At 52.4% G+C, this 23,809-nt stretch carries 24 protein-coding genes; 12 read left to right on the top strand and 12 right to left on the bottom strand.

Annotated elements, in window-relative coordinates; genetic code table 11:
- Positions 1-696 (bottom strand): extensin family protein, encoded by a 696-nt coding sequence (locus tag J4377_RS18490; RefSeq protein WP_253486333.1) that lies wholly within the window; start codon positions 694-696, stop codon positions 1-3.
- Positions 697-884: 188 nt separating this feature from the next.
- Between J4377_RS18490 and gmk the strand changes: the two genes are divergently transcribed.
- The 4 genes from gmk to J4377_RS18470 all read left to right on the top strand — a co-directional run bounded on the left by gmk (position 885) and on the right by J4377_RS18470 (position 4,571).
- The gene (gene gmk, locus J4377_RS18485; RefSeq protein WP_038479745.1) at positions 885-1,517 is read left to right on the top strand and encodes a guanylate kinase; all 633 of its coding nucleotides are present in this window, start codon (positions 885-887) and stop codon (positions 1,515-1,517) included.
- An 89-nt stretch (positions 1,518-1,606) separates the two neighbouring features.
- A complete protein-coding gene (gene rpoZ / locus J4377_RS18480) occupies positions 1,607-1,867 on the top strand; it encodes a DNA-directed RNA polymerase subunit omega (protein ID WP_038479742.1) in 261 nt (86 codons plus the stop codon).
- Between the two features lie 44 nt (positions 1,868-1,911).
- Entirely contained in the window at positions 1,912-4,044 is a 2,133-nt protein-coding gene (locus J4377_RS18475; RefSeq protein ID WP_095603388.1) for a bifunctional (p)ppGpp synthetase/guanosine-3',5'-bis(diphosphate) 3'-pyrophosphohydrolase, read from the top strand.
- 137 nt (positions 4,045-4,181) lie between these two features.
- The gene (locus tag J4377_RS18470; protein ID WP_009723285.1) at positions 4,182-4,571 is read left to right on the top strand and encodes a RidA family protein; all 390 of its coding nucleotides are present in this window, start codon (positions 4,182-4,184) and stop codon (positions 4,569-4,571) included.
- 128 nt (positions 4,572-4,699) lie between these two features.
- On the opposite strand, the gene J4377_RS18465 is transcribed toward J4377_RS18470, so the two are convergent.
- Positions 4,700-5,581, bottom strand: coding sequence for an SDR family oxidoreductase (locus tag J4377_RS18465; RefSeq protein ID WP_253486332.1), 882 nt, complete (start codon positions 5,579-5,581; stop codon positions 4,700-4,702).
- A gap of 149 nt (positions 5,582-5,730) precedes the next feature.
- On the opposite strand from J4377_RS18465, the gene J4377_RS18460 reads away from it, so the two are divergent.
- Positions 5,731-6,666: a hydrogen peroxide-inducible genes activator gene (locus tag J4377_RS18460; RefSeq protein WP_095603769.1), complete on the top strand. Its 936-nt coding sequence runs from the start codon at positions 5,731-5,733 to the stop codon at positions 6,664-6,666.
- Positions 6,663-8,741: an ATP-dependent DNA helicase RecG gene (gene recG, locus J4377_RS18455; RefSeq protein WP_253486331.1), complete on the top strand. Its 2,079-nt coding sequence runs from the start codon at positions 6,663-6,665 to the stop codon at positions 8,739-8,741. The genes J4377_RS18460 and recG overlap by 4 nt, the downstream gene beginning before the upstream one ends.
- 15 nt (positions 8,742-8,756) lie before the next feature.
- Here recG and yccS read toward each other — a convergent pair whose 3' ends face one another.
- The 4 genes from yccS to J4377_RS18435 all read right to left on the bottom strand — a co-directional run bounded on the left by yccS (position 8,757) and on the right by J4377_RS18435 (position 13,156).
- Positions 8,757-10,988 carry a YccS family putative transporter gene (yccS, locus tag J4377_RS18450; protein ID WP_253486330.1) on the bottom strand — a complete coding sequence of 744 codons (2,232 nt, stop codon included), beginning with the start codon at positions 10,986-10,988 and terminating at the stop codon, positions 8,757-8,759.
- 244 nt (positions 10,989-11,232) lie between these two features.
- Positions 11,233-11,589: a hypothetical protein gene (locus tag J4377_RS18445; protein ID WP_172422402.1), complete on the bottom strand. Its 357-nt coding sequence runs from the start codon at positions 11,587-11,589 to the stop codon at positions 11,233-11,235.
- The gene (locus J4377_RS18440; protein ID WP_009723279.1) at positions 11,589-11,861 is read right to left on the bottom strand and encodes an HU family DNA-binding protein; all 273 of its coding nucleotides are present in this window, start codon (positions 11,859-11,861) and stop codon (positions 11,589-11,591) included. The genes J4377_RS18445 and J4377_RS18440 overlap by 1 nt, the downstream gene beginning before the upstream one ends.
- Before the next feature lie 104 nt (positions 11,862-11,965).
- Positions 11,966-13,156, bottom strand: coding sequence for an NAD(P)/FAD-dependent oxidoreductase (locus J4377_RS18435; RefSeq protein WP_253486329.1), 1,191 nt, complete (start codon positions 13,154-13,156; stop codon positions 11,966-11,968).
- An 87-nt stretch (positions 13,157-13,243) separates the two neighbouring features.
- Here J4377_RS18435 and J4377_RS18430 point away from each other — a divergent pair, with 87 nt between their 5' ends.
- The 6 genes from J4377_RS18430 to J4377_RS18405 all read left to right on the top strand — a co-directional run bounded on the left by J4377_RS18430 (position 13,244) and on the right by J4377_RS18405 (position 18,187).
- Positions 13,244-13,825 carry a chorismate lyase gene (locus tag J4377_RS18430; protein ID WP_051626400.1) on the top strand — a complete coding sequence of 194 codons (582 nt, stop codon included), beginning with the start codon at positions 13,244-13,246 and terminating at the stop codon, positions 13,823-13,825.
- A gap of 34 nt (positions 13,826-13,859) precedes the next feature.
- Positions 13,860-14,750 (top strand): 4-hydroxybenzoate octaprenyltransferase, encoded by an 891-nt coding sequence (ubiA, locus tag J4377_RS18425; RefSeq protein ID WP_253486328.1) that lies wholly within the window; start codon positions 13,860-13,862, stop codon positions 14,748-14,750.
- Between the two features lie 122 nt (positions 14,751-14,872).
- Positions 14,873-15,562: a phosphate regulon transcriptional regulator PhoB gene (phoB, locus tag J4377_RS18420; RefSeq protein ID WP_009723274.1), complete on the top strand. Its 690-nt coding sequence runs from the start codon at positions 14,873-14,875 to the stop codon at positions 15,560-15,562.
- 2 nt (positions 15,563-15,564) lie between these two features.
- Positions 15,565-16,881, top strand: a complete 1,317-nt coding sequence (phoR, locus tag J4377_RS18415; RefSeq protein WP_038479701.1) for a phosphate regulon sensor histidine kinase PhoR — start codon at positions 15,565-15,567, stop codon at positions 16,879-16,881.
- A 281-nt stretch (positions 16,882-17,162) separates the two neighbouring features.
- Positions 17,163-17,465 (top strand): hypothetical protein, encoded by a 303-nt coding sequence (locus J4377_RS18410; protein ID WP_095603393.1) that lies wholly within the window; start codon positions 17,163-17,165, stop codon positions 17,463-17,465.
- 395 nt (positions 17,466-17,860) lie between these two features.
- Positions 17,861-18,187, top strand: a complete 327-nt coding sequence (locus J4377_RS18405; protein WP_095603394.1) for a hypothetical protein — start codon at positions 17,861-17,863, stop codon at positions 18,185-18,187.
- Between the two features lie 98 nt (positions 18,188-18,285).
- Here the strand turns inward: J4377_RS18405 and J4377_RS18400 are convergent, their stop codons facing one another.
- From J4377_RS18400 to J4377_RS18375, 6 genes are all read right to left on the bottom strand, one after another.
- The gene (locus tag J4377_RS18400) at positions 18,286-18,765 is read right to left on the bottom strand and encodes a copper chaperone PCu(A)C (protein ID WP_095603395.1); all 480 of its coding nucleotides are present in this window, start codon (positions 18,763-18,765) and stop codon (positions 18,286-18,288) included.
- Between the two features lie 125 nt (positions 18,766-18,890).
- Entirely contained in the window at positions 18,891-19,625 is a 735-nt protein-coding gene (cysZ, locus tag J4377_RS18395) for a sulfate transporter CysZ (protein WP_038479688.1), read from the bottom strand.
- 68 nt (positions 19,626-19,693) lie between these two features.
- A complete protein-coding gene (gene phoU / locus J4377_RS18390; RefSeq protein WP_253486327.1) occupies positions 19,694-20,419 on the bottom strand; it encodes a phosphate signaling complex protein PhoU in 726 nt (241 codons plus the stop codon).
- Between the two features lie 30 nt (positions 20,420-20,449).
- Complete coding sequence (pstB, locus tag J4377_RS18385) at positions 20,450-21,265, bottom strand: phosphate ABC transporter ATP-binding protein PstB (RefSeq protein ID WP_038479682.1); 816 nt, start codon at positions 21,263-21,265, stop codon at positions 20,450-20,452.
- Positions 21,259-22,680, bottom strand: coding sequence for a phosphate ABC transporter permease PstA (gene pstA / locus J4377_RS18380; protein ID WP_253486326.1), 1,422 nt, complete (start codon positions 22,678-22,680; stop codon positions 21,259-21,261). Before pstA ends, pstB begins: the two co-directional genes overlap by 7 nt.
- The gene (locus J4377_RS18375; RefSeq protein WP_253486325.1) at positions 22,680-23,798 is read right to left on the bottom strand and encodes an ABC transporter permease subunit; all 1,119 of its coding nucleotides are present in this window, start codon (positions 23,796-23,798) and stop codon (positions 22,680-22,682) included. Before J4377_RS18375 ends, pstA begins: the two co-directional genes overlap by 1 nt.
- Positions 23,799-23,809: the final 11 nt, after the last annotated feature.

Genomic DNA, 23,809 nt, shown 5'->3' with positions numbered 1-23,809 from the left:
TTAACGACATAGCCGAAAGCCGCGCATGCCGAGGTGAAAGTGGTCAGCATGTGCGGCGTTGTAGTCTGGCCCCAACACGTTACCAAAGGTGTTGCAGGCGCCATCTCTCGCTGCTCTTAGAAATTCCCCGGTTTCGCCTTCGTCATCCCAGTGATTGATCAGCGTAATGTGCTGGCCATTTTCAAACTGAAACCCCACCACATCCAGTGCTTCAGCGGTGGCGTGTTCACTGCGCCTGCCTGTTTCGCGGCCATAGACGTTACGGCAGGCAAAGCTTCCAACGTGATTGATTTGGGCCACACGGCTACCCATGATTTTCAGGACAGCAGGTTGCAGGGCATGGCGCTCGTACATTACCCAGGCCAGCGCCATTGGGCAGGTGGCGACAAAACTTTGGTTAAAACGAACGCTGCTAGACTGCATACGCACGATATTCGTCAGTGGGCAGCTAGCGGTTGGGGAATAATCGGCTAAAGGTGTGTAACTAAGCTCGCTCTCTGGCACGGTGTCCAGTGCGGCTAAACAGGCACCCCGGTCATCGTTTAGACGTTTGAGCTTTAGCTGGGTGATGGGCGTTATTGGGTCATCGATATAGAGTGGCGCCCAGGGTGCCCAATGGCGGGGAATCTCAATCAGCCCTTTTTGGAACGCTACGCCCAGGGCAATTAAGCATAAAATAACGATCGTACTGCGCATAACGACCTCCTTGTGACTGCGCCGAAACGCTACAGTCCATAGCATAGGTGTGCGATACTGCGCGCTACTTTATACACAGTACAACGCATAGCCGTTGTTTTGTTTATCTTCATCAACGATCTTTCGCTGACTATCATTTCGCTATCTATCTTTTGCTAACTATCTTTCGCTAATTAGGGAAGCGCTTCATGTCCCAGGGTACGCTTTTTATTATTTCTGCCCCGTCGGGTGCTGGTAAAACCAGCTTGGTCCGCGAGCTGATCGAGAGCCTGGATGGTATTCAGGTCTCGGTATCACATACCACGCGAGCTAAGCGCGAGGGGGAAGTGGATGGTGTGAACTACCACTTTACTCACGTAGCCGACTTTGAAGCGATGATTGAGCGCGGTGAGTTCTTTGAGTATGCCAAGGTCTTTGATAATTACTACGGTACGTCTCGCTGTGCGGCGCAAACTGTTCTGGACGCAGGGCAAGACGTTATTTTAGAGATCGACTGGCAGGGCGCTCAGCAGGTACGTGAGCAAATGCCTTCGGCAGTGTCGATTTTTATCTTGCCACCCTCGCGTAGCGAACTAGAGCGGCGTCTTTCTAGCCGCGGAACCGATGAGCACGCAGTGATTGCTCGGCGTATGCGTGATGCCGTTAGCGAAATGTCCCATTTTGATGAATATGACTACTTAGTCATCAATGATGATTTCACCACAGCACTGCAAGAGTTGCAGTCGCTGGTGATCAGTCGCCGCTTAACACGTGAGGCGATGCAGGTGCGTCATGCGCCACTACTCGATGCGCTCTTGTCACAAGCGCCTAGCGTCGAGTAATCTAGCAGGTTCCATTACCACTTTTTTTGCTGGGCCCGCGGCGTTTCACCACAACGCTGGCCCAGCGTTGTCATTACAGGAAGGCCCCCATGGCTCGCGTAACCGTTGAAGATTGTCTGGAAAATGTTGAGAACCGCTTCAAACTGGTGATGATTTCTACCCAGCGCGCGCGCCAGCTTGCCCGTGGCTCCCGTGAAGCGCAACTGCCCTGGGAGAACGATAAACCTACCGTTATGGCTCTGCGTGAAATTGCCGCCGGCCTGGTAAATCACACCGTGCTAGATGAGCCGGTTGAAGCCGCGGTTCGTACGCGGCCAGCAATGACGCCTACGACACATATCGACGACTAAGGTTGACTAGAGACTGGACTTAGAAGCGACTAGGGGCGCGGTAAATGTTCACCATTGATGACCTGGCCGATCGACTTGGCGGCTATTTACCTCCAGACGAAATACAGCAGGTCAAACGCGCTTTCTATTATGCCGAGCAAGCCCACGACGGCCAGCGCCGCCGCTCTGGTGAGCCTTATGTGACCCACCCGTTAGCGGTCGCTAATATATTGGCTAATATGCACATGGACCATCAAAGCTTGATGGCGGCCATGCTGCACGATGTCATTGAAGATACGGGTGTCTCGAAAAAGGCGCTGTCTGCGCAGTTTGGTAAGCCTGTCGCCGAACTGGTGGATGGTGTTTCCAAGCTGACCCAGATCACCTTTGAAGACAAAGCCGTCGCCCAGGCGGAAAATTTCCAGAAGATGGTGTTAGCGATGTCGCGGGATATCCGCGTCATCATCGTAAAATTGGCTGACCGTCTGCATAACATGCGCACGCTGGGAGCATTGCGCCCAGATAAAAAGCGCCGTATTGCCCGAGAAACGCTGGAAATTTATGCCCGTATAGCGGGACGTTTAGGCATCAATACGATTCGTGTTGAACTTGAAGATCTCTCTTTCCAGGCTATTCACCCAATGCGTTCAGAACGCATCAAACGAGCGGTAGCCAGCGCGCGGGGGAACCGCCGTAGTGCGATGCGAGAAATTCAGTCATCGCTACAGCAGAGTCTGGACGATGAAGGGCTTAAAGGTACCGTGATCGGCAGGCAGAAACATCTGCTGTCGATTTATAAAAAGATGCGCGACCAGCGTAAGCCGTTCGCGGAAATTATGGATGTCTTCGGATTTCGCATCATTACCGAAGATGTCGCTAGCTGCTATCGCATCTTAGGCGTGGTACATAATCTCTATAAGCCTGTACCAGGGCGATTTAAAGATTATATCGCTATCCCAAAAGCCAACGGCTACCAAAGCCTTCATACTACGCTGTTTGGTCAGGGTGGGATGCCCATTGAAGTGCAGATCCGCACCCGTGAGATGGAGGCGATGGCTAATAATGGCATCGCTGCCCACTGGCTCTATAAAGCAGGGCAAACAACCCACCCCATTGCCGAAGGCAGCCATGCCCGCGCCCGTGCTTGGGTAAAAGGGCTGCTAGAAATGCAGCGCCATGCGGGTGACTCGCTAGAGTTTATTGAGCACGTTAAAAACGATCTTTTTCCAGACGATATCTACGTATTTACCCCCAAAGGCGACATCATGGAGCTGCCTCAGGGCGCAACGGTGATCGACTTTGCTTATAGCGTACACACCGATATTGGCAATAACTGCATTGCTTGTCGTATTGATCGCCATTTAGCCCCGCTCTCGACGCGTCTTGAAAGTGGCCAAACGCTGGAAATTATTACTGCTCCTGGGGCACGGCCTAACCTGGCATGGCTCAACTTCGTCACGACAGCAAAAGCGCGTTCCGCGATACGCCATGCATTGAAGCACCAGCAGCAGGCAGAAGCGGTTATCCTAGGGCGACGGCTGTTGAATAAGGCGCTGGCGCCATTTGAAACCAGCCTGGAAGAGATGGACGAAAGTGTTTTTACTAAAGCATTTAAAGAGCTGGATGTCGTTTCGTTAGATGCTTTGTTAGAGTCGCTTGGCTTGGGCAATCGAATGGCCCATGTGGTGGCGCGGCGCTTGGTTGATATCTCCAATGGCGGAAACTCTGACTACGTTCTCAGTGGGGATAGTGAAAAAGCTGTCGTTATCAGCGGTAGCGAAGGTATGGTGATTAATTTTGCCCGCTGCTGTCATCCATTGCCGGGCGACCCCGTTGTCGGCCACTTATCCGTTGGCAAGGGGCTGGTGGTGCATCGCAGTGAGTGCAAAAACCTAGGTGATCGTAAAAACGACCCAGAGAAGCTGTTTGCTCTTGAGTGGTCGGACAGTATAGATGAAGACTTCCCGGTCGCGCTGCGCATTGAAATTGAGAGCCGTCGTGGGCTGGTGGCTGAGCTGGCAGGCGTGGTGACCGATGCTGACGCCAATATCGAGCGTATCGGTATTGAGGAGCGTGATGCGCGGCTTTCAATCGTTAATTTAACCTTATCGGTAAAAGGCCGAGTGCATCTTGCGCGCATTATTAAGCGTATTCGCAACCTTCCTAATGTCGGCAAAATAACCAGAATGACCAATTAATCACCCGTTAGTAGGCTGCTGGCGATGGGCTGGCAGCAACTGCTATGGCGGACCATTAGAATTAATGTTTAACGCTATCACCCTATCCATAACATACGTCTAAAAATATATTAAACACGACAGGAGAGTGCTATCTCATGAGCAACAAAGCGGTTATTAATACTGATAAAGCCCCCGCTGCAATCGGCCCTTATTCTCAAGCAATTAAGGCTGGCAACACAGTGTATCTTTCGGGTCAGATCCCGCTGAACCCAGCGACGATGGAAATTGTTTCTGACGACTTTGAGGCACAGGCACGTCAAGTATTTACCAATCTACAGGCAGTGTGTGAAGAGGCTGCCGGTACGCTTGGCGATATCGTCAAACTCAACTTATACCTTGTTGATTTGGATAACTTTGCGATCGTAAACAAGGTGATGGAAGAGTTCTTCTCGTCGCCTTTCCCTGCCCGTGCAGCGGTCGGCGTCAAAGCGTTACCCAAAGGCAGCCAAGTAGAAGCAGAAGCTGTGATGGTCATTGGCGACTAAACCTCTGAGCCTAATGCCTCAAGCAACTGTCTTCACCAAAAACGGGCGAGCACTTTATCATTAAGTGCTCGCTCTTTTTTTGAGGGTAGTGCAAAGAGGTTAGTGCAAAGGAATTAGCACCGAAACGATTAGGCTTTTTGTGGTGTTAAGAAGCCGCCCTCTTTTAGCACCTGTGCGTAGCCTTCTTTGTAGGTTGGATAGCGAAATTCATAACCCGTTTCACGGATACGGCTATTATCGCAGCGTTTGCTGGTGCGACGGCGCAGTGGTGACTGCATGGTCTCGGTAGATTCAACCTTGAGCTGTTTGGCTAACCACGCCATCACGTTATGCAGGGTGACGGGCTCGCAGTCGCTACCTAGGTAAAGGTCGGCGAGTGGCGCGCCTTTTTCCTGACAACGAATTAAGTGCGCCAGAATACCGGTGCAGTCATCACGGTGAATACGGTTGGAGTAGCTGACCGGCGTAACTGCCGCGATGCGGCCTTCCGCGACCTGGTGAATCAAACGATCACGCCCAGGGCCGTAAATACCCGAAAAGCGCACTACCGTGCCGGGAATCGGATGGTTAATCAGCGCTTGTTCAGCATCGCACATTAGCTTGCCAGAAAAGCTGGTTGAACCGGTTGGGCTGTCTTCGCTAACGACCTCGCCTTCCTGCTGGCCATAAACACTGGTCGACGACACAAAAAAGATGCGTTTCGGCGGCGTTTTATGCTGATCCAGCACGCCAAGCACACGATTGAGGCCATCCGGATAAGCGCTTTGGTAGGCACTTTCTTCGAAACGGTCAGCGCTGACAGTATAAATAACGTAGTCAGCACGAGGCAGGGCATCAGCACCAGCGCCTTCAAGATCGTTAAGATCAAGCGCCAACGGCTCAATGCCCGTGTCTTTTAATGCCTCGACATGACGGCGCACGCCGATAACATGATGGCCTTCGCTGAGTAGCTCGCGCCCGAGCGTTATGCCGATATCTCCGCAGCCAATAATCAGTACCGTTCGCTTCACCTTGGTCACTCCTCTTGATTAATATTCCCTATCAGATACAAAGTCCCTATGAGATGTGCCATCTTCAATAGGGTTTGTTTGTCCTTTTCCATCTCGCTATCACGATGACCTGTAACGAGCTGCAACGAGAGGATGCCACTGGCACCACTATGACTTTAACAGAACTACGCTACATCGTAACCCTTGCCCAAGAACGTCACTTTGGTCGTGCCGCCGAACGCTGCCATGTTTCGCAGCCAACGCTCTCGGTGGCGGTGAAAAAGCTCGAAGACGAGCTTGATACACCGTTGTTTGAACGTTCCAAATCAACCGTGCAGGTCACCCCGTTGGGTGAGAAGATCGTTGCTCAAGCCCAGCGCGTACTGGAACAGAGCCGACTTATCTACGAAATGGCGAATGCTGGCAAAGACCAGTTGGCTAACCCGCTGCGCATAGGCGCAATTTATACGATTGGCCCCTACTTATTTCCCCATCTAGTGCCAGCACTGGCTAGCGCCGCACCGCAAATGCCGTTGTATATTGAAGAAGGCATGACCGGCTCTCTGCGGGCAAAGTTACGCAGTGGCGAGCTGGATGTCATTATTGTGGCGCTGCCTTTCACAGAGACCGACGTAGTTACCAAGCCGATTTACGATGAGCATTTTGAGGTGTTGATGCCAGCCAGCCATCGCTGGGTAAGTCGTGACGCGATTCACAAAGAAGATTTGTTAGAAGAGCGCTTGCTGCTGCTGGGGGAAGGGCACTGCTTCCGCGATCAAATTTTGGAAGCCTGTCCGGCGATTACCCAAAAGCTTAACAGCCCCAATAATACGCTGATTGCTGAGGGTGGCTCATTGGAAACCATTCGCCATATGGTGGCATCTAAATTAGGAATTACGGTACTGCCACAGTCGGCGCTGGGCACTGATCAGTATGAAAATGCCATGCTAGTGAGCCGGCCCTTTGTTGAGCCCGCGCCTTCGCGCACCGTTGCCATTGCGTGGCGGGCAAGCTTTCCTCGCCCAAAAGCAATAGATGCGTTAGCTAAGGCGATTAGCCAATGTCAGCAACCTGTACACACTGCTAGTGCTAGTCCGTCCTCATGAGTGATCTTTCTGCACCGGTTTCGTCGCTGAAAGGGGTTGGTGAGGCGCTCGCGCTAAAGTTGGCGCGATTGGGAATAGACTGCGTAAGCGACCTGCTATTTCACCTGCCGTTGCGCTACCAGGACCGTACACGGCTAACGCCCATTGGCCTGCTGCGCGCAGGGAGTGAGGCGGTGATAGAAGGGGAAGTCACCGCGTGCGATGTTGTTAAGGGGCGTCGGCGTAGTTTGTTAGTCAGAGTGCGCGATGGAAGCGGTATTTTAAGCCTGCGTTTTTTTCATTTTTCGCCTGCCCAGCAGCAACAGATGCGCCCCGGTGTTACGGTGCGTGCATTTGGGGAGGCGCGCGCGGGGGCAACAGGGCTGGAAATTTACCATCCTGAGTACCGGCTAAGCGGCGGTAACGATACACCGGTTGAGGAGTATTTCACGCCGATTTACCCGACCACTGAAGGGTTGCATCAGACGCGTTTGCGCGCACTTACCCAGCAAGCGCTTGCGCTACTGCAGCGCTCCCCTGAGTTACTTCCGGACGTTATTCCAGATGCCCTGCGCCAGCGGTTCAACCTGCCTGGGTTACACGCTAGCCTGCAACTGCTACATCAACCGCCACCGGATGTGAACATTGAGCAGCTTGCCCACGGCCATCATCCCGCCACACGTAGGCTAGCGCTGGAAGAGCTACTGGCCCACCAACTCAGCCTGCGTGAAGTACGGTTACGTATTCAGGCCGATGGTGCGCCATCGCTGCCGTCGGGCCGCAGCCTGCAAACCCGCTTTTTAGCTCAGCTGCCGTTTGCCCTTACCGGTGCGCAGCGCCGCGTGCTGGAAGAGATTACCCTAGACCTTGCGCGGCCCGCCCCGATGCTACGGCTCGTGCAGGGCGACGTCGGCTCGGGGAAGACGGTCGTTGCGGCGATGGCGGCGCTTTCAGCGCTGGCAGGCAATTGCCAGGCGGCGATGATGGCCCCCACGGAAATTCTTGCTGAACAGCACTATCGAGCGTTTAAAGCCTGGTTTGAACCGCTGGGCATCGAAGTGGCTTGGTTGGCAGGTAAGCTCAAAGGTAAAGCGCGGTTAGATGCCAAAGCCGCTATTGCCGATGGCCGTGCGCGCATGGTGGTGGGTACTCACGCGCTGTTTCAGAGCGACGTACACTTTCAGTGTTTGGGGTTAGCAATTATTGATGAACAGCACCGCTTTGGGGTTCATCAACGCTTGGCACTGCGCGAGAAAGGCGAAGCGGGCGGGCTAACACCCCACCAACTAATCATGACCGCGACGCCGATTCCTCGCACGCTGGCCATGAGTGCTTACGCGGATTTGGATGTATCGGTAATTGATGAGTTGCCGCCAGGGCGTACGCCGGTTAAAACCGTAGTGGTGTCTGATGAGCGGCGGCCTGAAGTGGTTGAACGCATTCGCAACGCCTGCAGTGATGGGCGTCAGGCCTATTGGGTGTGTACGCTGATTGAAGAGTCTGAGGTGCTGCAGTGTCAGGCCGCCGAAGTCTCTCGCGATGAACTAACCCAGGCGCTGCCTGAACTCGCTATTGGACTGATTCATGGGCGCATGAAGGCCAGTGAAAAAGTTGAGGTGATGGAGGCCTTCAAAACGGGCGAGCTCGACCTGCTGGTGGCCACCACCGTTATTGAAGTGGGCGTAGATGTCCCCAATGCCAGCCTGATGATTATCGAAAACCCGGAACGCCTGGGGCTTTCTCAACTGCACCAGCTGCGCGGTCGAGTAGGGCGCGGCAGCACGGAAAGCTTCTGTGTGCTGCTTTACCACCCGCCGCTTTCGAAAAGCTCTCGGGAGCGCCTGGGGGTAATGCGTGAAACGACCGACGGTTTCCGTATTGCCGAAAAGGACTTGGAAATTCGTGGTCCCGGGGAAGTGCTCGGCACTCGCCAAACCGGTCTTGCTCAGATGAAAATTGCTGATCTTGAGCGTGACGCCGACCAGCTAGAGCGCGTCACTGCCCTGGCCCAGGCGCTTCAAGGCAACACTGAGGTCACCGCCGTATTAGTGCGGCGCTGGCTAGGCGAAGCCGCCGGGCGCTACGGGCAGGTGTAGGGAGTGATACAACGCTTAAGCTGCGGTGCTCGCTTCTTGATGATTCTCTACTGGTGTCTCCGTTAAGCGGTTGGCGGCTTCACCAAGGGGCCCTAGCTGTGCGGCAATCAGGCGTAACTGGCTTTGGATGGGACGGTAAAGGGCAATGGCGTTTTCGTCTCCCTCTGAGCCCTTCTTATCGAAGGAATCTGAGGCATTCTGCTCTAGCTGCGCGAGTAGGTCGTTGACTTGGTCAGCCAAGGGCGTGACAGGTTGGCGCTTGTTGAGTTGTTCTGCCAGTTGCTCCAGCAGCTCGCTGATGCGCTTGGCAAGGGGCACTAAGGCGGCGTCGTCCTCGTCTTCAGCCAACTGATGGCGGTGAGCGCCAAGGGCAGATAAGTGGCTTAGCAGCGTGTTAGACAGCACTAGAAAGCGTAGGCCGCTGTCGGCGTCCTGTTTGCGATAGTGCCCCGGCTCGTGGAGCATATTGGTGAGTAGCGTTGAGAGCGCTGCATCGGCATTGTGGGCATTGCGGCGGGCTAACCGGTAAGCCAAATCGTCCTGCTTTCCCTCTTCATACTGGTGAACTATCTCATCTAAATAACGGCGGTGGTTGGTGAGGACTTTTGCGGCCTCCCGGTACAGCCGACGCCCTTGCCAGTCAGGCAGAATAAAAAATACCGCTAGCCCGGCAATCAACGAACCCACCAAGGTATCCAACAGCCTAGGTAAGATCAGATTAAAACCGTCGCCGACCTGGTTAAAGCTGCACAGTACCAGCAGTGTGATTGAAGCAGTGGCGATAACGTAGTGACGCTCGCGGTTGGCAAAAAAACAAACGCCCGCAGCCACCGCAATCATGCTTTGTATGCTGGCTTGGGGGAACAAGCTAATGGATGCCCAACCTGCAATGAGGCCAAGCACCGTGCCGAAGATGCGCTGTGAAAGAAAACGACGCGTGGTGGCAAAGTTCGGACGGCAGACGAACAGCGTGGTGAGTAAAATCCAAAACCCCTGTTCAGGGTCAAGCCACTGGAGCAGCCCATAGCCTACTAACAGCGCGGTGGATAAGCGCACCGCATGGCGAAACGTGGGTGAACCCAGCGTCAAATTTAGCTGAACGCGTTTCCACGCTTCTAGCACGCTGGAGGGGGAGCGGTCGTAAAGCGAACTATCACGACGATCATCGTCGGTATCTGGGTTGTGAGCACTGGCAATCTGAGCTTCCAGGATAGACAGGTTATCGGCAAGTGCATTGAGCGGGTGCATAAGCGGACGCCATTCCGGCTTACCGTGCTCGCTTAAGTTGTCGATAGAAGCGCGTAGATCGGCCAGCGCCTGCTCACTCTGTTCATGACCAAAGGGGCGGTTAAGCAACAGCGATTTGGCTAGCTGGCGGCAGGCGCGGCCTTGCTGGTCTAAGAGTCGCTGGCAACGAAACAGAACGTCATGGTGAAAAAACGCTTCGGTGAGCGCGCTATAGGGGTAGTGGGTAGAGCTTGCCCGCTCGTGTATATCCTGGGCGATAAAGTAAATCTGTAGATAGCGATTTAGCTTACGGCTGCCACGTTGCCCCTCTAGGCGGCGGAAAATCATCTCTTTCGCTTGGTTGAGTGCATCGACTACCTTGCCGTTTTGCCTGGCTAGCGCCACGCGGCGCGCCTCTAGATCGACCCCACGAACAGGCTCAAACAGCGCAGACTTTAAGATTAAAAACTCACCTAGCGCTTTATATACCCGCGCCATACTTTGTTTAACTGGCTGGCGCGAAAAAAGGGCGCACCATAGGATTGAGATAACCCCATACCACGCGGCTCCTGCAAGCAGCAGCAACTGCCTGGAAGCCACGTCTTCATCCACGCCACCGTGCTGTTCAATGTTGATCATTGAGTAGATCGACAGGATTAACGTGCCTGACGCAATGGTCGCGTACCGCTGACCAATGGCACCCAGCATAATTAACGTGAAGGTAGAAACCGCCAGCCCAACCGCAAACAGCCACGGCCAAGGGAAAAGCCACTGAACAACAAACGAGGCCGAGGCAAAGCAAGCAAGTGTCACCACCAGCGCCTGGAAGCGCCCCTGCCAGCTGTCATCGGTTTCAGAAAGCGCACTCGCAATAATGCCCAGAAACAGCGGAATCACCAGCGCGATGTCTCCTGCCAAACCGCTAAACAGCAGCGCCCCGCTGAACGCGATAAACACGCGCAGGCTGTAGGCAAACTTGTCCAGGGTCCATAGACGCCGCAAAGGCAATGAAATAGGCATAGAGTCTCTAATGGGTCGCTTCTTTTAGACTTTAGTTTAATGCTTAGTATAGAGTGAAGCGTGTGTGCTTGTCTTTACCCGCTGTTTTCAACGGCTGTGCTCAATGGCTATACAAAACGTAACCGAGCAAGCGTGATGCTTGGCAGCGAGGGGCTGGTCAGTGAGAGCCTAGTCTGAAAGATAGCAGGGGCAATAAGAGAAATCTTAGGAAGGAACCCGCCACCTTGAGGTGGCGGGTTAGTTATTACATATTTTTCAGTAGCTTTTGAAGCTTGTTCATATCGGCGGAGTCGCCCACTAGGCGGACTTCACCGGCTACCATGCCATCTAGAAATGCCTGTTGCGTTGGCTTTTTAAGGATTTTCAACGCGGCATCCTGATCGCGAAAACGAAGCTCAAGGTCTAGGTCAACGGGTAGCCCTTTGCCGGTATCAATGCCTTTCGGCGCCATTCGATAATACCGGGCAATGCTGAGGTCTTCCGTGGCAACGCCCCAGTCCAGTCCGCGCATTCGCTCAAGTTGCTCACGAAAGCGCGGCTTGCGTCGCAGGGCTCTTTTAAGCAGTAAGCTCAGTAGCCACAGCGTCAGCTTGAGTTTCATTAGGAAACGGCGTCCTTAAGCGCTTTGCCCGGCTTGAACGCAACGTTTTTACTGGCGGGAATCTGTAAAGGCGCGCCAGTTTGCGGGTTTTTACCAGTACGTGCGGCACGCTGGCGCACGGTAAACGTTCCAAAGCCAATCAGAGCGACATCTTCGCCTTTGGCAACGCTGTTAGTGATTTCGTCCAAGATAACGTTCAGGACTTGGCCAGCTTTGTCTTTGGATAGATCAGCGCTTTCAGCAATTGCGGCGGCGAGTTCAGGTTTGCGCATAAAGGTATCTCCCTATGTGAAAATCAAGCGTAAGTTCATCTGTGTTGTTAGAAGCACTGCCCAGCTGGTTAACTTTTTTAGCCTAGTCGCTAAGGCGGCGAAAATCAGCCTAGCAGCGCAGGTGCTACTCTGGAAAGCTCCACTTTCCTTCTCACGCAGCTGCCTGTCAACGCAAATCCAATCAAACGACCGTCTTTATTTTCAGCAATCGCTGTCATTTCACCGCCTTCTCCCTCAATTCTCCACCGTGCTGGTGTGGTTACCGGTGGGTAGGCAACCACGGGTAGTAATGGCGTTTTCACAATGACGGGCCACGCCCCAAAGCTGACGCTGGTTGGTTTTCCGGCGAGGGTCGACGCCAGTGCTTTTACGCTCGCCTGCAGGGGCTGCACGTACATAGCGTTAACTCCCTCAACGCAAGCCACATCGCCCAACGCAAATATGTTCGGTCGAGAGGTGCGTAACTGGCGGTCAACCACAATACCGCGAGGGCTAACCGCCAGCCCGGCTGCTTCGGCAAGTTGAGTGCGCGGAACTAAGCCAGTGGCGAGTAACGCGATGTCGGCAGCATAAAGGTCGCCATTATCAAGACGAAGTGATAGAGCGTCATCTACGTTAAGTGCCAGTGTTGTCAGGTTATGTCCTAAGGAAAGTTGGATGCCTGCCTCTTGGAAAGCATCAGCCAGTGCCTGGCCGAGCGGTTCGGGGAGCAGACGTTGCAGCGGTGTACTTTCTGGCGCAATGAGAGTGACTTGGTGGCCGCCAGCATGGAGATCATTGGCGAACTCGCAGCCCACCAGCCCAGCACCGACAACTGCGACACGTTTAGTAGGCGTTGCTCCTAATGCGGCATAAAAGCGGCGATACTCGTCTAAGTCGTTAATGGTGAAGCATCGTTTGGCGACACTTTCGGGCACGCTGAACGGCCTATGGGGAGCCGCTCCAGTGGCTAACACCAGATCGTCGTAGTGGAGCTGTTGGCCATTACTGAGCTCTACGCGTTGGTTATCCACATGCAGATGTGCGACCTGGGTGTGGGTAATTAACTCAGCGTCCAGTTCTTCTGCGACGCTGCTGGCGTCACGTTGGGCGAGTTGGTCTGGCGTTAAGCGTTTCGCAAAGCCTGTAGAAAGCAGCGGTTTACTGTAATCATCGCCACTATCGGCACTAATAAGGGTAATGGCACGTGTATCACCCTGTCGGCGTAGGGCGCGCGCAAGGCCAATCCCCGCCATACCGGTGCCAATAATAATCAGTGTCGAATGGGAATATAGCGATATCTCGTATGAAGGCATGCAGTCACCAAAAGTCGGCAGAACAAAAGCCTGTGAGGTCACCATGTTACACTAGCTTTCTGTGTATTGACCGCCTTGGAGACTTTGGTGATCGCCCCTACTGTTCGGCAAGCTTCCCTATTTCCTCATCGACTATTTCCTCACTGGCTTCCTGTTGCTGCGGCTCGCCCTGCAATGAGCGCTTCGTGGTGGCAGTGGGTGGCATCGACGGACTCCTTAACGACGCGGTTAACCGTCGCAGGCGGCACAAACGCGTTTCGGGTGCAATTGTTACGTCAAACGATTGGCTTACCTCTGCGGGACGAAGCGCTAGCGCTGGGAATTGAACCGCGCCGCTATGCATGGCTGAGGGAAGTAGCGTTGTGTGTAGGTGATAAGCCCTGGGTAGTAGCACGCTCGGTAGCGCCACTTAGTCAATTACAAGGTAAGGGGTTAGAAGGGCTTGGCGAGCGTTCACTAGGCAGCTGGCTGTTTCAACAACCTGACTTGGTGCGCGGGCCACTCTACGCCACTCGCCATCAGCCACGCTTTGTCGCGGAACACTCTGCGTCGCTTTTAGATAGCGTATGGGGTCGGCGCTCAGTGTTTCAGCACAGTGGGCTGTCGCTGTTAGTGCAGGAATACTTTTTATCAACCATGGCAGATGATCTTGCCCTGTCTTCGCGCTAGGCTATCGCCAGCGTTTTCTTTTTGAGAGGTAAGCATGGACCGTTCTCTGTTGAGGCCAACGGGATGGGCTCGAGTGGCTGATTTTTTACATTTAATGCGGTTGGATCGCCCGATTGGTACTTGGCTATTGATGTGGCCCACCTTGTGGGCTTTGTGGATAGCGGCAGAGGGCGTGCCTGGACGGAATGTTCTGCTGATCTTTATTTCTGGCGTTTATGTTATGCGCGCTGCGGGCTGCGTGGTTAATGATTATGCTGATCGTCATTTCGATGGCCATGTAAAGCGCACTAAACATCGTCCGCTAGCCACTGGTCGTATCAGTGAAGCCGAGGCGCAGCTGCTGTTTATAGCGCTGGTAGCCACTGCTTTCATTTTAGTGCTATTGACCAATTGGTTTACGGTGCTGTTGTCGATAGGTGGTGTTGTATTAGCGTTCATTTACCCGTTTATGAAGCGCTACACCCATTTACCTCAGGTGGTGCTGGGGGCTGCATTCTCTTGGGCGATCCCCATGGCATTCGGTGCGGTATTGGGTCATGTACCGTTTGAAGCATGGCTATTGTTTAGCGCTAATGTGCTGTGGACCGTTGCCTACGATACTCAATACGCCATGGTTGACCGCGACGATGACCTAAAAATTGGTATCAAATCTACCGCTGTGCTGTTTGGTAGCGCTGATCGTCTGATAATTGGTGTGCTGCAAGTGGCGGCACTTGGACTACTTGCCTGGGTAGGATGGCGTGTTGGTTTAGGTGGCTTTTTCTGGCTTGGGCTAGCCGCTATGGCCGCCACGTTTGTCCACCAACAACGATTAATTGCTGGCCGTGAGCGCGACCGCTGCTTCCAGGCATTTCTTAATAATCATTGGTCAGGCTTGTTAATTTTTGCAGGTATTGCACTAAGTTGGTGGCCAATAACTGGCTAAATATCCTCTATGTCATAGAATTGTCATCAAGTCATGGTGTTATCGTCACTGACATGTCTTTGAACTGTTTTTTTGAACTATTTTTTTAAATTAGTTTTCATTGAACACCGTGAGGCCCTGGAATGACCGCCAAGACCGTTTTGATTGTCGATGATGAGGCGCCTATTCGCGAGATGATCGCAGTGGCGCTGGAAATGGCTGACTATCGCGTGCTTGAAGCGGATAACGCCCAGGATGCCCACGCGATGATGGTTGACCACCAGCCAGATCTGCTTTTGCTGGATTGGATGATGCCGGGCACCAGTGGTATTGAGCTTGCAAGGCGCTTAAAGCGTGAAGAAGCCACTGCCGAAGTGCCTATCATTATGCTGACCGCTAAAGGCGAAGAAGATAACAAGATTCAAGGACTTGAGGCCGGGGCGGATGACTATATCACCAAGCCTTTCTCTCCCCGCGAACTGGTGGCTCGCTTAAAAGCAGTATTGCGACGTACTACCCCCCGTGGTGTCGAAGATCCTATTGAAATTAATGGCTTGCTATTAGACCCAGTGAGCCATCGTGTGAGTGCTTACGGTAAGGCGTTAGAAATGGGGCCGACGGAGTACCGCCTGCTGCAGTTTTTCATGACGCACCAAGAGCGCGCCTATACACGTAGCCAACTGCTCGATCAAGTGTGGGGTGGTAACGTATACGTTGAAGAGCGGACGGTAGATGTTCACATCCGACGTCTACGTAAGGCCTTAGGGGAAGCTCACCAGAGTCTCATTCAAACGGTGAGAGGCACTGGGTACCGTTTTTCCGCGCGGGTGTAACGGTGCGCCTGTGGAGCCGAGAACTATGGCGGATTGCATGGTTAGCTGCCCTGGGGGCTTGTCTCGGATGGTTGCTAGGTATGCCAGGGCTTGGGGTTGCTGCAGGCCTTGCCGTTTGCTTGGTTTATCAACTGCGCCAACTGCGTGCACTCTTTAAGTGGTTAACGCTCCACCCTCATGATGAACCCCCTGCTGCAAGCGGTATGTGGGGCGAACTTTTTGATCGCTTGTATCGCTACCAAAAGAGCCAACGGATTACCCAGAATCGCTTACGTGCCACTCTTGCGCGTATTCAGGAATCATCCGAAGCGATGCGTGACAGTGTCGTTATGCTAGATCGACATGGTGACTTAGAATGGTGGAATAGTGCCGCGACCGAAATGCTGGGGTTACAAACGGCCCACGACCGTGGCCAGCATATTACCAACCTGCTTCGTGATCCTCGATTTATCAGCTACTTTAATGCGCGTAAATACGGTGAGCCGCTAACGTTAACGTCGCCCATCGATGAACGGCGTATCCTGCAATATCAAATTACACTCTATGGTGATGATGAACGCTTGGTAATGGCGCGAGACATTACCCGTTTGCATCGCCTAGAGCAGATGCGTCGTGATTTTGTCGCCAATGTTTCCCATGAGCTGCGCACGCCGCTAACAGTACTGACGGGTTATTTAGAAACTTACGGCGACTTGAAAGAGCAACTTCCACCACGTTTGGGCCGAGGTATTGCTCAAATGGAAGAGCAGACGAAGCGTATGCAAAACTTAGTCAATGATCTGCTACTGCTCTCTCGGTTAGAAATTGACCAAGGTGGCGAGGATCATCATGCGCTGGTGTTAGGGCCGATGCTCGACAGTATTCGCCGCGATGCGCTAGCGCTCTCTAATCAACAGCACAATGTCCAAGTCGTGCTTGAAAGTGATGCGCGGCTCATTGGCAGCGAGCAAGAACTGCATAGTGCGATTTCAAACCTAGTGTTTAACGCTGTGCGGTATACGCCAGAGGGTAGTCAGATAACACTTCGCTGGAAAACCATGCCGAATGGCAGTGCTTGTATTGAAGTCGACGACGACGGCGAAGGAATAGATCCTGTCCACATTCCGCGTTTAACCGAGCGTTTTTATCGTGTTGATAAAGGTCGCAGTACGGCTACCGGTGGAACGGGCCTTGGTCTAGCGATTGTGAAACATGTGCTGCTGAGACATGATGCACTGCTACAAATTGAATCCCACCCTGGCGAAGGGGCTCTCTTTCGCTGTGTTTTTCCGCCATCACGCGTTGTCGAAGACGAGTCCATACCGCGCAATGCTGTCTAGATGTTGTATAAGTGTGTCACGGTGTCATGTTAGTATGGTCAAATAATGCTCATGTGCCATTTGTAGCCACTTTTCCTGCCTAAGTTGAAAGATTCTAAACGTCTTATTTATTTCTTAAAATATATAAATTAATGTTTATTAACGTTTTTTTATTATTTTTTGCTTTTTGGCATGGCATCTGCAGTGTCTTAGATAAGAGAGAAAACCACAGGAACTGGTAAGCCGAAAGGCAGTCTTTCTTACCATTTAGCAGTATTGAACAGCGATCGAGGAGATGGAATATGATGTCCAAGGAATTACTCAAGAAAGCTGGTATTTTAAGTGTAGCGTTTGGTCTGGTTGCTAGCCCTGCGGTATTTGCTCAAGAGCCAGCGGATCCAGCAAACAATATTTCCCCAGATGAACAGCCTGTCGATTCTCAGCCTGGAAGCACAACAGATTCAAGTGATTATGACAGCCAAGATTTGACCCATGACGAAGGTGATAACGCCAGCGACATGCAGCCAAGCTCAACGAATCATGGTGATTCAGATGCTGGCTATGACAGCACAGATGAGTTGCCTGAAGAAAATAGCGGCATGTAACATTAACTTTGGTTACATATCTTTTCAAAAGGTATTATAACTCTTACGCTTATGGATGAGCTATTCAGAGGCAAGGATGTCAAATCGCATGGATGCTCCTAGATTCAAGGATTGAATCTTTCGACGGTCAACACGCTAGTTAGGGTTAATTCCAAGGTTGGAGCCCCTCAAACGGATAGGAAGCTAGCGTTACGTATCGCGATACTAAGAGTGCTCAAGACCCCACTTCGGTGGGGTCTAATTTTTTGTGTATAGTATAATCATTGTTACATTGCCCACTGTTTCTTGGTATTAGAAATGCAATTATTCAGATGACACGTTCAGCGACCGACAAAAAAAGGGTACCTTGTATCATTACATTGTCGGTTGCTCCATGTAGTAAGGAGTCTTTATTTATGTTGTTGAAATCATTTGTTAAAAATACTTCAGTTTTGGGCCTCTCGCTGGGCCTTATCGCAAGCCCAATGGTATTTGCGCAATCTTCCATTGAGTTGAACCAAGAGCGTGCTGATAACCAAGAAATTATTCAGCCTCAATCTCGTAACACATCGGGCCCTGCGACCTATTCAGCTAAGGATCTGATTAACGACAATGACAATACTCTGATATACACTCCCTCAAGCCGTTCCAGCACAACCGATGATGACTCTAAAGCTAAAGATAGAGCAGGGTATCACGCTGAAGAACTCAACCGTGAAGAGGGTAGCAGTACACGCTGGTAAAGAAGGCTGTGGTTAAAAGTGAGTGACAAATAAGTTTTTTAGTAAAAACCCCGCTTTGACGGGGTTTTTATGGTTAAGACGATTATCGATTGATCCCGTTAATGCTGATGATGGCGATCAGCCGCGTTGCTTCCTTCTTGGGCACTTTGAACCCAAACTTCTATTTCAATATCGTCTTGCTGGGCAAATTCGAGTGTGATTGGAAACCGGTCACCTTCTTCCAGTGGCTGGTGTAAGCCCATTAGCATTAAGTGATAACCGCCACCCGGGCGCATTGTCAGCGTTTCGTCTTTAGCGATTTCGATAGCACTGACGTGGCGCATTTTCATCATATCGCCTTCCATCTGCATATCATGTAGCTCAACACTTTCGCTCACAGGTGTCTGAGCGCTGACCAGTGTGACGGACTCTGTATGAGCCGTAATATCCAGATAAGCGGCACCATTTGCCACACCTGGGGGGGTTGGCGTGGCAAAAGGATGAGCGATCCTTAACTGGTCGGTTTGAACGTCGTGAGCCGACGCGAGAGAGATTGAGCCAGTGAGGAGAGCCGTCAACCAGAGTGCGCGGGTCAGCATGGTCGTATTCCTTTTAGGGGCCTTATCTTCTTAACAAGGCTTATGCTTAATCTTGAGAATAATAGTGCAGCCAAACAACCTTAAGGTAACAAATAGGTTGTGTCAGCGTTATAGCGATTAAGCCATCAGCGATGAGGCGTAATGTCGCGCGTGCCGCGGTAGTGGTCGTCCCACATTAATACGGCGCCTGCCACTGCACCGGGAATTAAGAACAGGTTGGCGAGAGGGATCCAGGTCACTAGCATAATCAACCCGCCGTAGGTGAGACTTGGCCACCACCGTTGCGATAGTCGTGTCCGCATATCGCGAAACGTTATCTTATTGTTATCCATAGGATAATCTAAATAAGTGATTGCCATGATCCACGCGGAAAAAAGGATCCACAAAACAGGAGCTATCAGGTTTAGGCCGGGTATCCAGCTAATAATAAACAGTATGACCATGCGTGGCAGGATATAGCCGAGTTTGACTAGCTCGCGACCCAAGGCATCGACAGCGGTTTTAGCGAGCCCACGGTCATCCAGGGGTTCACGCCCTGTCGCTTGACGTTCTACCTTCGCTGCTAAAAAACCATAGAAAGGTGCGGCGATTAAGTGGGTGACCAGGGTGAAGGTAAAAAAGATCACCAGCAGCAGGCTGATAAAAAACAGTGGCCAGATTAGCCATGAGAGCCACTCAAGCCAGCTTGGTACCATTGTCATAGCACTGTCTAGCCAACCAGAAAAGCGGTTGACCACGAAACTGAGCATGCTGGCATAAACAATTATATTGACCACGATGGGTAGGAAAATATAGCGCCGCAGACCTTTCTGGTATACCAAGCGAGTGCCTCGGCTCAGCGCTGTCATCGCATCCAACATGTTTGCTCCTTAGAAAAAACGCCCAGAGGGGATATCTGGGCGTATTGCAGGAGGAATCGCGTGCTAGGTCAAGATTTTTTAAGTACCTGCGGGTCGATCGCGTCGGGATCGCTATGGCGAATATCTAACCCTTTGACCAAGTAGACAACGTACTCCGCCAGGTTGTTGGCATGATCACCCACGCGTTCTAAGGCACGTAGCACCCACATAATGCTAAGTACGGAGCTAATCGAACGTGAATCTTCCATCATAAAGGTCATCAGCGAGCGCATGGCGCTACCATACTCGTCGTCAACGAACTCATCTTCGTGCACAACTTGCATTGCAAGATCGGTATCAAAACGAGCAAAAGCGGTAAGTGCATCGCGAAGCATTTTACGTACATGCTCGCTGATATGGCGTACTTCCACTAAACCGCGAATGTTGCCACTATTTTCGCTTAACAGCAGCGCATTTCGAGCAATTTTGCTGGCTTCATCGCCAATACGCTCAAGGTCAGACGTTGCGCGAATAACCGCCAGCACTAAGCGCAAATCGGAAGCCGCTGGCTGACGACGCGCTAATACCCGCGTACATTCATCGTCAATTTGCAGTTGCAGGTCGTTCACTTGGCGGTCATTGTCGCGCACTTTCTCAGCAAGACGGCTGTCACCTTCCAGTAGCGCAAAAACAGCATCTTGCACTTGTTTTTCCACCAGACCGCCCATGGCCATCAGGTGGGTTTTTAGCTCCTCCAGCTCTTGGTTGAACTGGCGAGAGATATGTTGGCTGTGGCTATCGCTCGTAATATCCATTGAGCACTCCTGACGTGATGTCTTTGGGGCCTAGGTGATGCGGCCGGTGATGTAGTTTTCGGTGCGTTGTAAACGCGGGTTGGTGAACACTTGATCCGTTGGCCCGTACTCAACGAGTTCACCGTGCTGCAAAAAAGCCGTGTAGTCAGAAACCCGCGCGGCTTGCTGCATATTGTGGGTAACCAGCACAAGCGTTAGCTGTGATTTAAGGTTACGAATCAGCTCTTCAATTTTCAGCGTTGAGATAGGGTCTAAGGCTGACGCTGGTTCATCGAGTAGCAGTACATCCGGCTGTACGGCAAGCGTACGAGCAATGACCAAGCGCTGCTGCTGGCCGCCAGATAGCTGCCAAGCCGAGCGGTGCAGACGATCTTTAACCTCATCCCACAGTGCTGCCGATGTAAGTGCCCATTCGATAATGTCGTCCCGCTTCCGCTTGGGTAAGCGTTGCTGTAAACGCAGGCCAAAGGCCACGTTTTCATAAATCGACATAGGGAAAGGGTTGGGTGTTTGAAACACCATCCCAACGCGCCGTCGCAACTCGGTAACGTTCATGTCCGGGGCATGAATATCCTGACCTTCAAGCTGAATATGGCCACTGTGTGTTACCGATTCATTAAGGTCGTGCAGTCGATTAATCGCGCGTAGCAGCGTTGACTTTCCACAGCCTGAAGGGCCAATAAAGGCCGTTACACGGTGGCGTGGTAGGTCTAATGTTAGATCGCGCAACGCCATTTTCCCCGCATAAGCGAGGTGAAATTTTGCAATGCTCAAGCAGCGCTGTTCGGCAGGAAAATGCGTCACGGGCGCGAGAGCCGCTTTGTTGGACGATAAAGACGCTAACATTCGTTTCCTCGCTGACGCCTTAGATAATGACGCAGAAATATGGCAGTTAGATTAAGCACGAGTACGATTAACACCAGCAGCAGTGCGGTGGCGAAAACCAGCGGAATTGCGGCCTGCACATCTTCACCATGAAAAGCGGTATCAAATAAATGATAGCCGAGGTGCATAAACTTACGCTCTAGATGAAGGTAGGGAAATTCACTATCTACAGGCATTTGCGGCGCTAGCTTGGCGACGCCCACTAGCATTAGCGGTGCCACTTCGCCCGCGGCTCTGGCGACGGCTAAAATCACTCCCGTTAGCATGGCGGGTGTTGCCATGGGCAGCACCACCCGCGTTAACATTTCTAAACGTGTCGCCCCCAGTGCAACGGCACCTTCCCGCTGGGCATCAGGTATGCGTGCTAGCCCTTCTTCGGTAGCGACAATCACTACAGGTAGCGTGAGCAGGGCAAGTGTTAGCGAGGCCCAGAGAAGGCCGCCGGTGCCAAATGTGGGGGAGGGCAGTGCATCGCTGAAAAACCAGCTATCGATAGAACCGCCTACTCCGTAGACAAATACGCCAAGGCCAAATACGCCGTAAACGATTGAGGGCACGCCTGCAAGATTGCGTACGCCAATGCGAACTAAGCGTGTTAAGCGGTTTTGATGAGCGATTTCGTTTAAGTAAATGGCAGCGAGAACCCCAAACGGAGTAACGATTACTGACATCAGAATGACCATTAAGACAGTGCCAAAAATGGCTGGCCAGACACCTCCGCCAGTATTGGCGGCGCGTGGCCCTTCACTTAAAAATTGCCAGATGCGTTGTCCCCAGGCGATGGTTTTTTGCCCCCAAGACATGGCATTTGGCGATTGAAAGTAGGTGACACTTGCCAGCGGTTGGCGAAGTATTTGACCATCCGCAGTGGCTAGTACTAATGTGCCAGGGGGTCGTTGCTGAGCGGGTAAGGCAAGTGCATCATGGATGAAGGTCCAGGCGGCTTGTTCTGTTAACCGTTGATTGCCGCTCTCCACCGTCATTAAACGGCCTATAAAATCACCCCAAGGGGAGCGCGTTAAGCGAATCAGGTCGGCTGGCTCGGCCTGCTGGCTAATCTCATCAATGGCAATCCACCGCCAGTTGCTTCCTGTAACATCCTGATTGCCTGTGAAATAGAGCCGTTCTGTCCCTGCTTCTTTGGGCAGCGCCACTTCACGAACTGCCTGTCCAATGACGGTATCGCCTGACTTGAGGGTAACTTCCTCTAACGATGCTGGCCAAAAATGGCCTAACCCCCGAATCGTCAACAGCGTTAATAATGCTGCCAACATTAATAACGAAAGTGCCACGCAGGCAGCACAAAGCCAAGGCCAGAGCCCGCTACTGCCCATTTTAAAATTGACGTTTGAAAAAGTTGCTCGCTGCCAACGCATTAGAGTGTGCTCCCTAAACGTTGATAGCGTCGGCGCAATCGCTGTCTGACAATTTCAGCCAACGTGTTCACCACAAAGGTAAAAATAAACAAGGCCAGCGCTGCTAGTATCAGTAAGTGATAGGTCAGCCCGCCTGGAGAAGCTTCGGGAAGCTCAATGGCGATAGAGGCTGATAGCGAACGTAGTCCTTCAAACGGACTGGCACTAAAGAGCGCGGTGTTACCGCTGGCCATTAACACAATCATGGTTTCGCCTACGGCGCGGCCAGCGCCAATCATCACCGCTGAAAAGACGCCAGGGCCTGCCGTGGGTAGGGCAACTTTCCACAGTGCTTGCCAGCGGCTAGCGCCTAGCGCTTGAGCGCCTTCCATTAAGGTAGAGGGCACATCGGCAAGTGCATCTTCCGCAAGTGAATAAATACTGGGAATCACCGCGAACCCCATCGCAATACCCACAATCAATGCATTTCGAGTGGCGTAATCAAGTCCGTACCGTTGATCAAGCAAGCGTCGCAGGTCGCCGCCAAGCCAGTGTTGTTCAATGATGGGAGCTATCCATATTGCCAGTGCAGTCATGCCAATTAACCAGGGGATAAGCCATAAACCTGCCCAAGAAAGCGGTAGTCGTTGGCGAACGCGGGCGGCCGTCCGATACCATAGGTATCCCGCTAAGGCTGCGCTCAGTGGTAGCCAAATAATGATTATCAAGGCACTGGCTAGGTTTTGTTCCACCCAGGGAGCAAGTAATAAACCGGCAATGAAACCGATGACAACGCCAGGCACCGCTTCCATCAACTCAAGCGTTGGCTTCAAACGGCTACGGAGCCGCGCGGACATAAATAGCGCAGAGTACATTGCCGCGCCTAGGGCAATGGGCGTTGCGAATAGCATGGCGGCCAGCGCGGCTTTTAGCGTGCCCCAGGCAAGGGGGGAGAGTTTAGCGAGGCTGAACGTGTCGCCAAAGGCGAGTAATGGTAGCGTTTCCCAAAAAAGGAATACGCCAATCGCTAATATAGCCAACAAAACACCGATGCCACCGGCGGTGATAAGCCCGGTGGCAAGTCGGTCTTGTATATGGCGCAGCGGCTGACGCGAAAAGGGTAGCCGAGGAGGAGTCATGTGGACATCAT

Source organism: Halomonas sp. XH26 (genome assembly GCF_024138895.1).
In the GTDB taxonomy this organism is placed as follows: Bacteria; Pseudomonadota; Gammaproteobacteria; order Pseudomonadales; family Halomonadaceae; genus Vreelandella; species Vreelandella alkaliphila.
This window is presented reverse-complemented; position numbering and strand designations above follow the sequence as displayed.

Coding starts and splice junctions, on each gene's coding strand:
- J4377_RS18490 (WP_253486333.1), bottom strand. CDS start 696: ATGCGCAGTACGATCGTTATTTTATGCTTAATTGCCCTGGGCGTAGCG.
- gmk (WP_038479745.1), top strand. CDS start 885: ATGTCCCAGGGTACGCTTTTTATTATTTCTGCCCCGTCGGGTGCTGGT.
- rpoZ (WP_038479742.1), top strand. CDS start 1,607: ATGGCTCGCGTAACCGTTGAAGATTGTCTGGAAAATGTTGAGAACCGC.
- J4377_RS18475 (WP_095603388.1), top strand. CDS start 1,912: ATGTTCACCATTGATGACCTGGCCGATCGACTTGGCGGCTATTTACCT.
- J4377_RS18470 (WP_009723285.1), top strand. CDS start 4,182: ATGAGCAACAAAGCGGTTATTAATACTGATAAAGCCCCCGCTGCAATC.
- J4377_RS18460 (WP_095603769.1), top strand. CDS start 5,731: ATGACTTTAACAGAACTACGCTACATCGTAACCCTTGCCCAAGAACGT.
- recG (WP_253486331.1), top strand. CDS start 6,663: ATGAGTGATCTTTCTGCACCGGTTTCGTCGCTGAAAGGGGTTGGTGAG.
- yccS (WP_253486330.1), bottom strand. CDS start 10,988: ATGCCTATTTCATTGCCTTTGCGGCGTCTATGGACCCTGGACAAGTTT.
- J4377_RS18445 (WP_172422402.1), bottom strand. CDS start 11,589: ATGAAACTCAAGCTGACGCTGTGGCTACTGAGCTTACTGCTTAAAAGA.
- J4377_RS18440 (WP_009723279.1), bottom strand. CDS start 11,861: ATGCGCAAACCTGAACTCGCCGCCGCAATTGCTGAAAGCGCTGATCTA.
- J4377_RS18435 (WP_253486329.1), bottom strand. CDS start 13,156: ATGCCTTCATACGAGATATCGCTATATTCCCATTCGACACTGATTATT.
- ubiA (WP_253486328.1), top strand. CDS start 13,860: ATGGACCGTTCTCTGTTGAGGCCAACGGGATGGGCTCGAGTGGCTGAT.
- phoB (WP_009723274.1), top strand. CDS start 14,873: ATGACCGCCAAGACCGTTTTGATTGTCGATGATGAGGCGCCTATTCGC.
- J4377_RS18410 (WP_095603393.1), top strand. CDS start 17,163: ATGATGTCCAAGGAATTACTCAAGAAAGCTGGTATTTTAAGTGTAGCG.
- J4377_RS18405 (WP_095603394.1), top strand. CDS start 17,861: ATGTTGTTGAAATCATTTGTTAAAAATACTTCAGTTTTGGGCCTCTCG.
- J4377_RS18400 (WP_095603395.1), bottom strand. CDS start 18,765: ATGCTGACCCGCGCACTCTGGTTGACGGCTCTCCTCACTGGCTCAATC.
- cysZ (WP_038479688.1), bottom strand. CDS start 19,625: ATGTTGGATGCGATGACAGCGCTGAGCCGAGGCACTCGCTTGGTATAC.
- phoU (WP_253486327.1), bottom strand. CDS start 20,419: ATGGATATTACGAGCGATAGCCACAGCCAACATATCTCTCGCCAGTTC.
- pstB (WP_038479682.1), bottom strand. CDS start 21,265: ATGTTAGCGTCTTTATCGTCCAACAAAGCGGCTCTCGCGCCCGTGACG.
- pstA (WP_253486326.1), bottom strand. CDS start 22,680: ATGCGTTGGCAGCGAGCAACTTTTTCAAACGTCAATTTTAAAATGGGC.
- J4377_RS18375 (WP_253486325.1), bottom strand. CDS start 23,798: ATGACTCCTCCTCGGCTACCCTTTTCGCGTCAGCCGCTGCGCCATATA.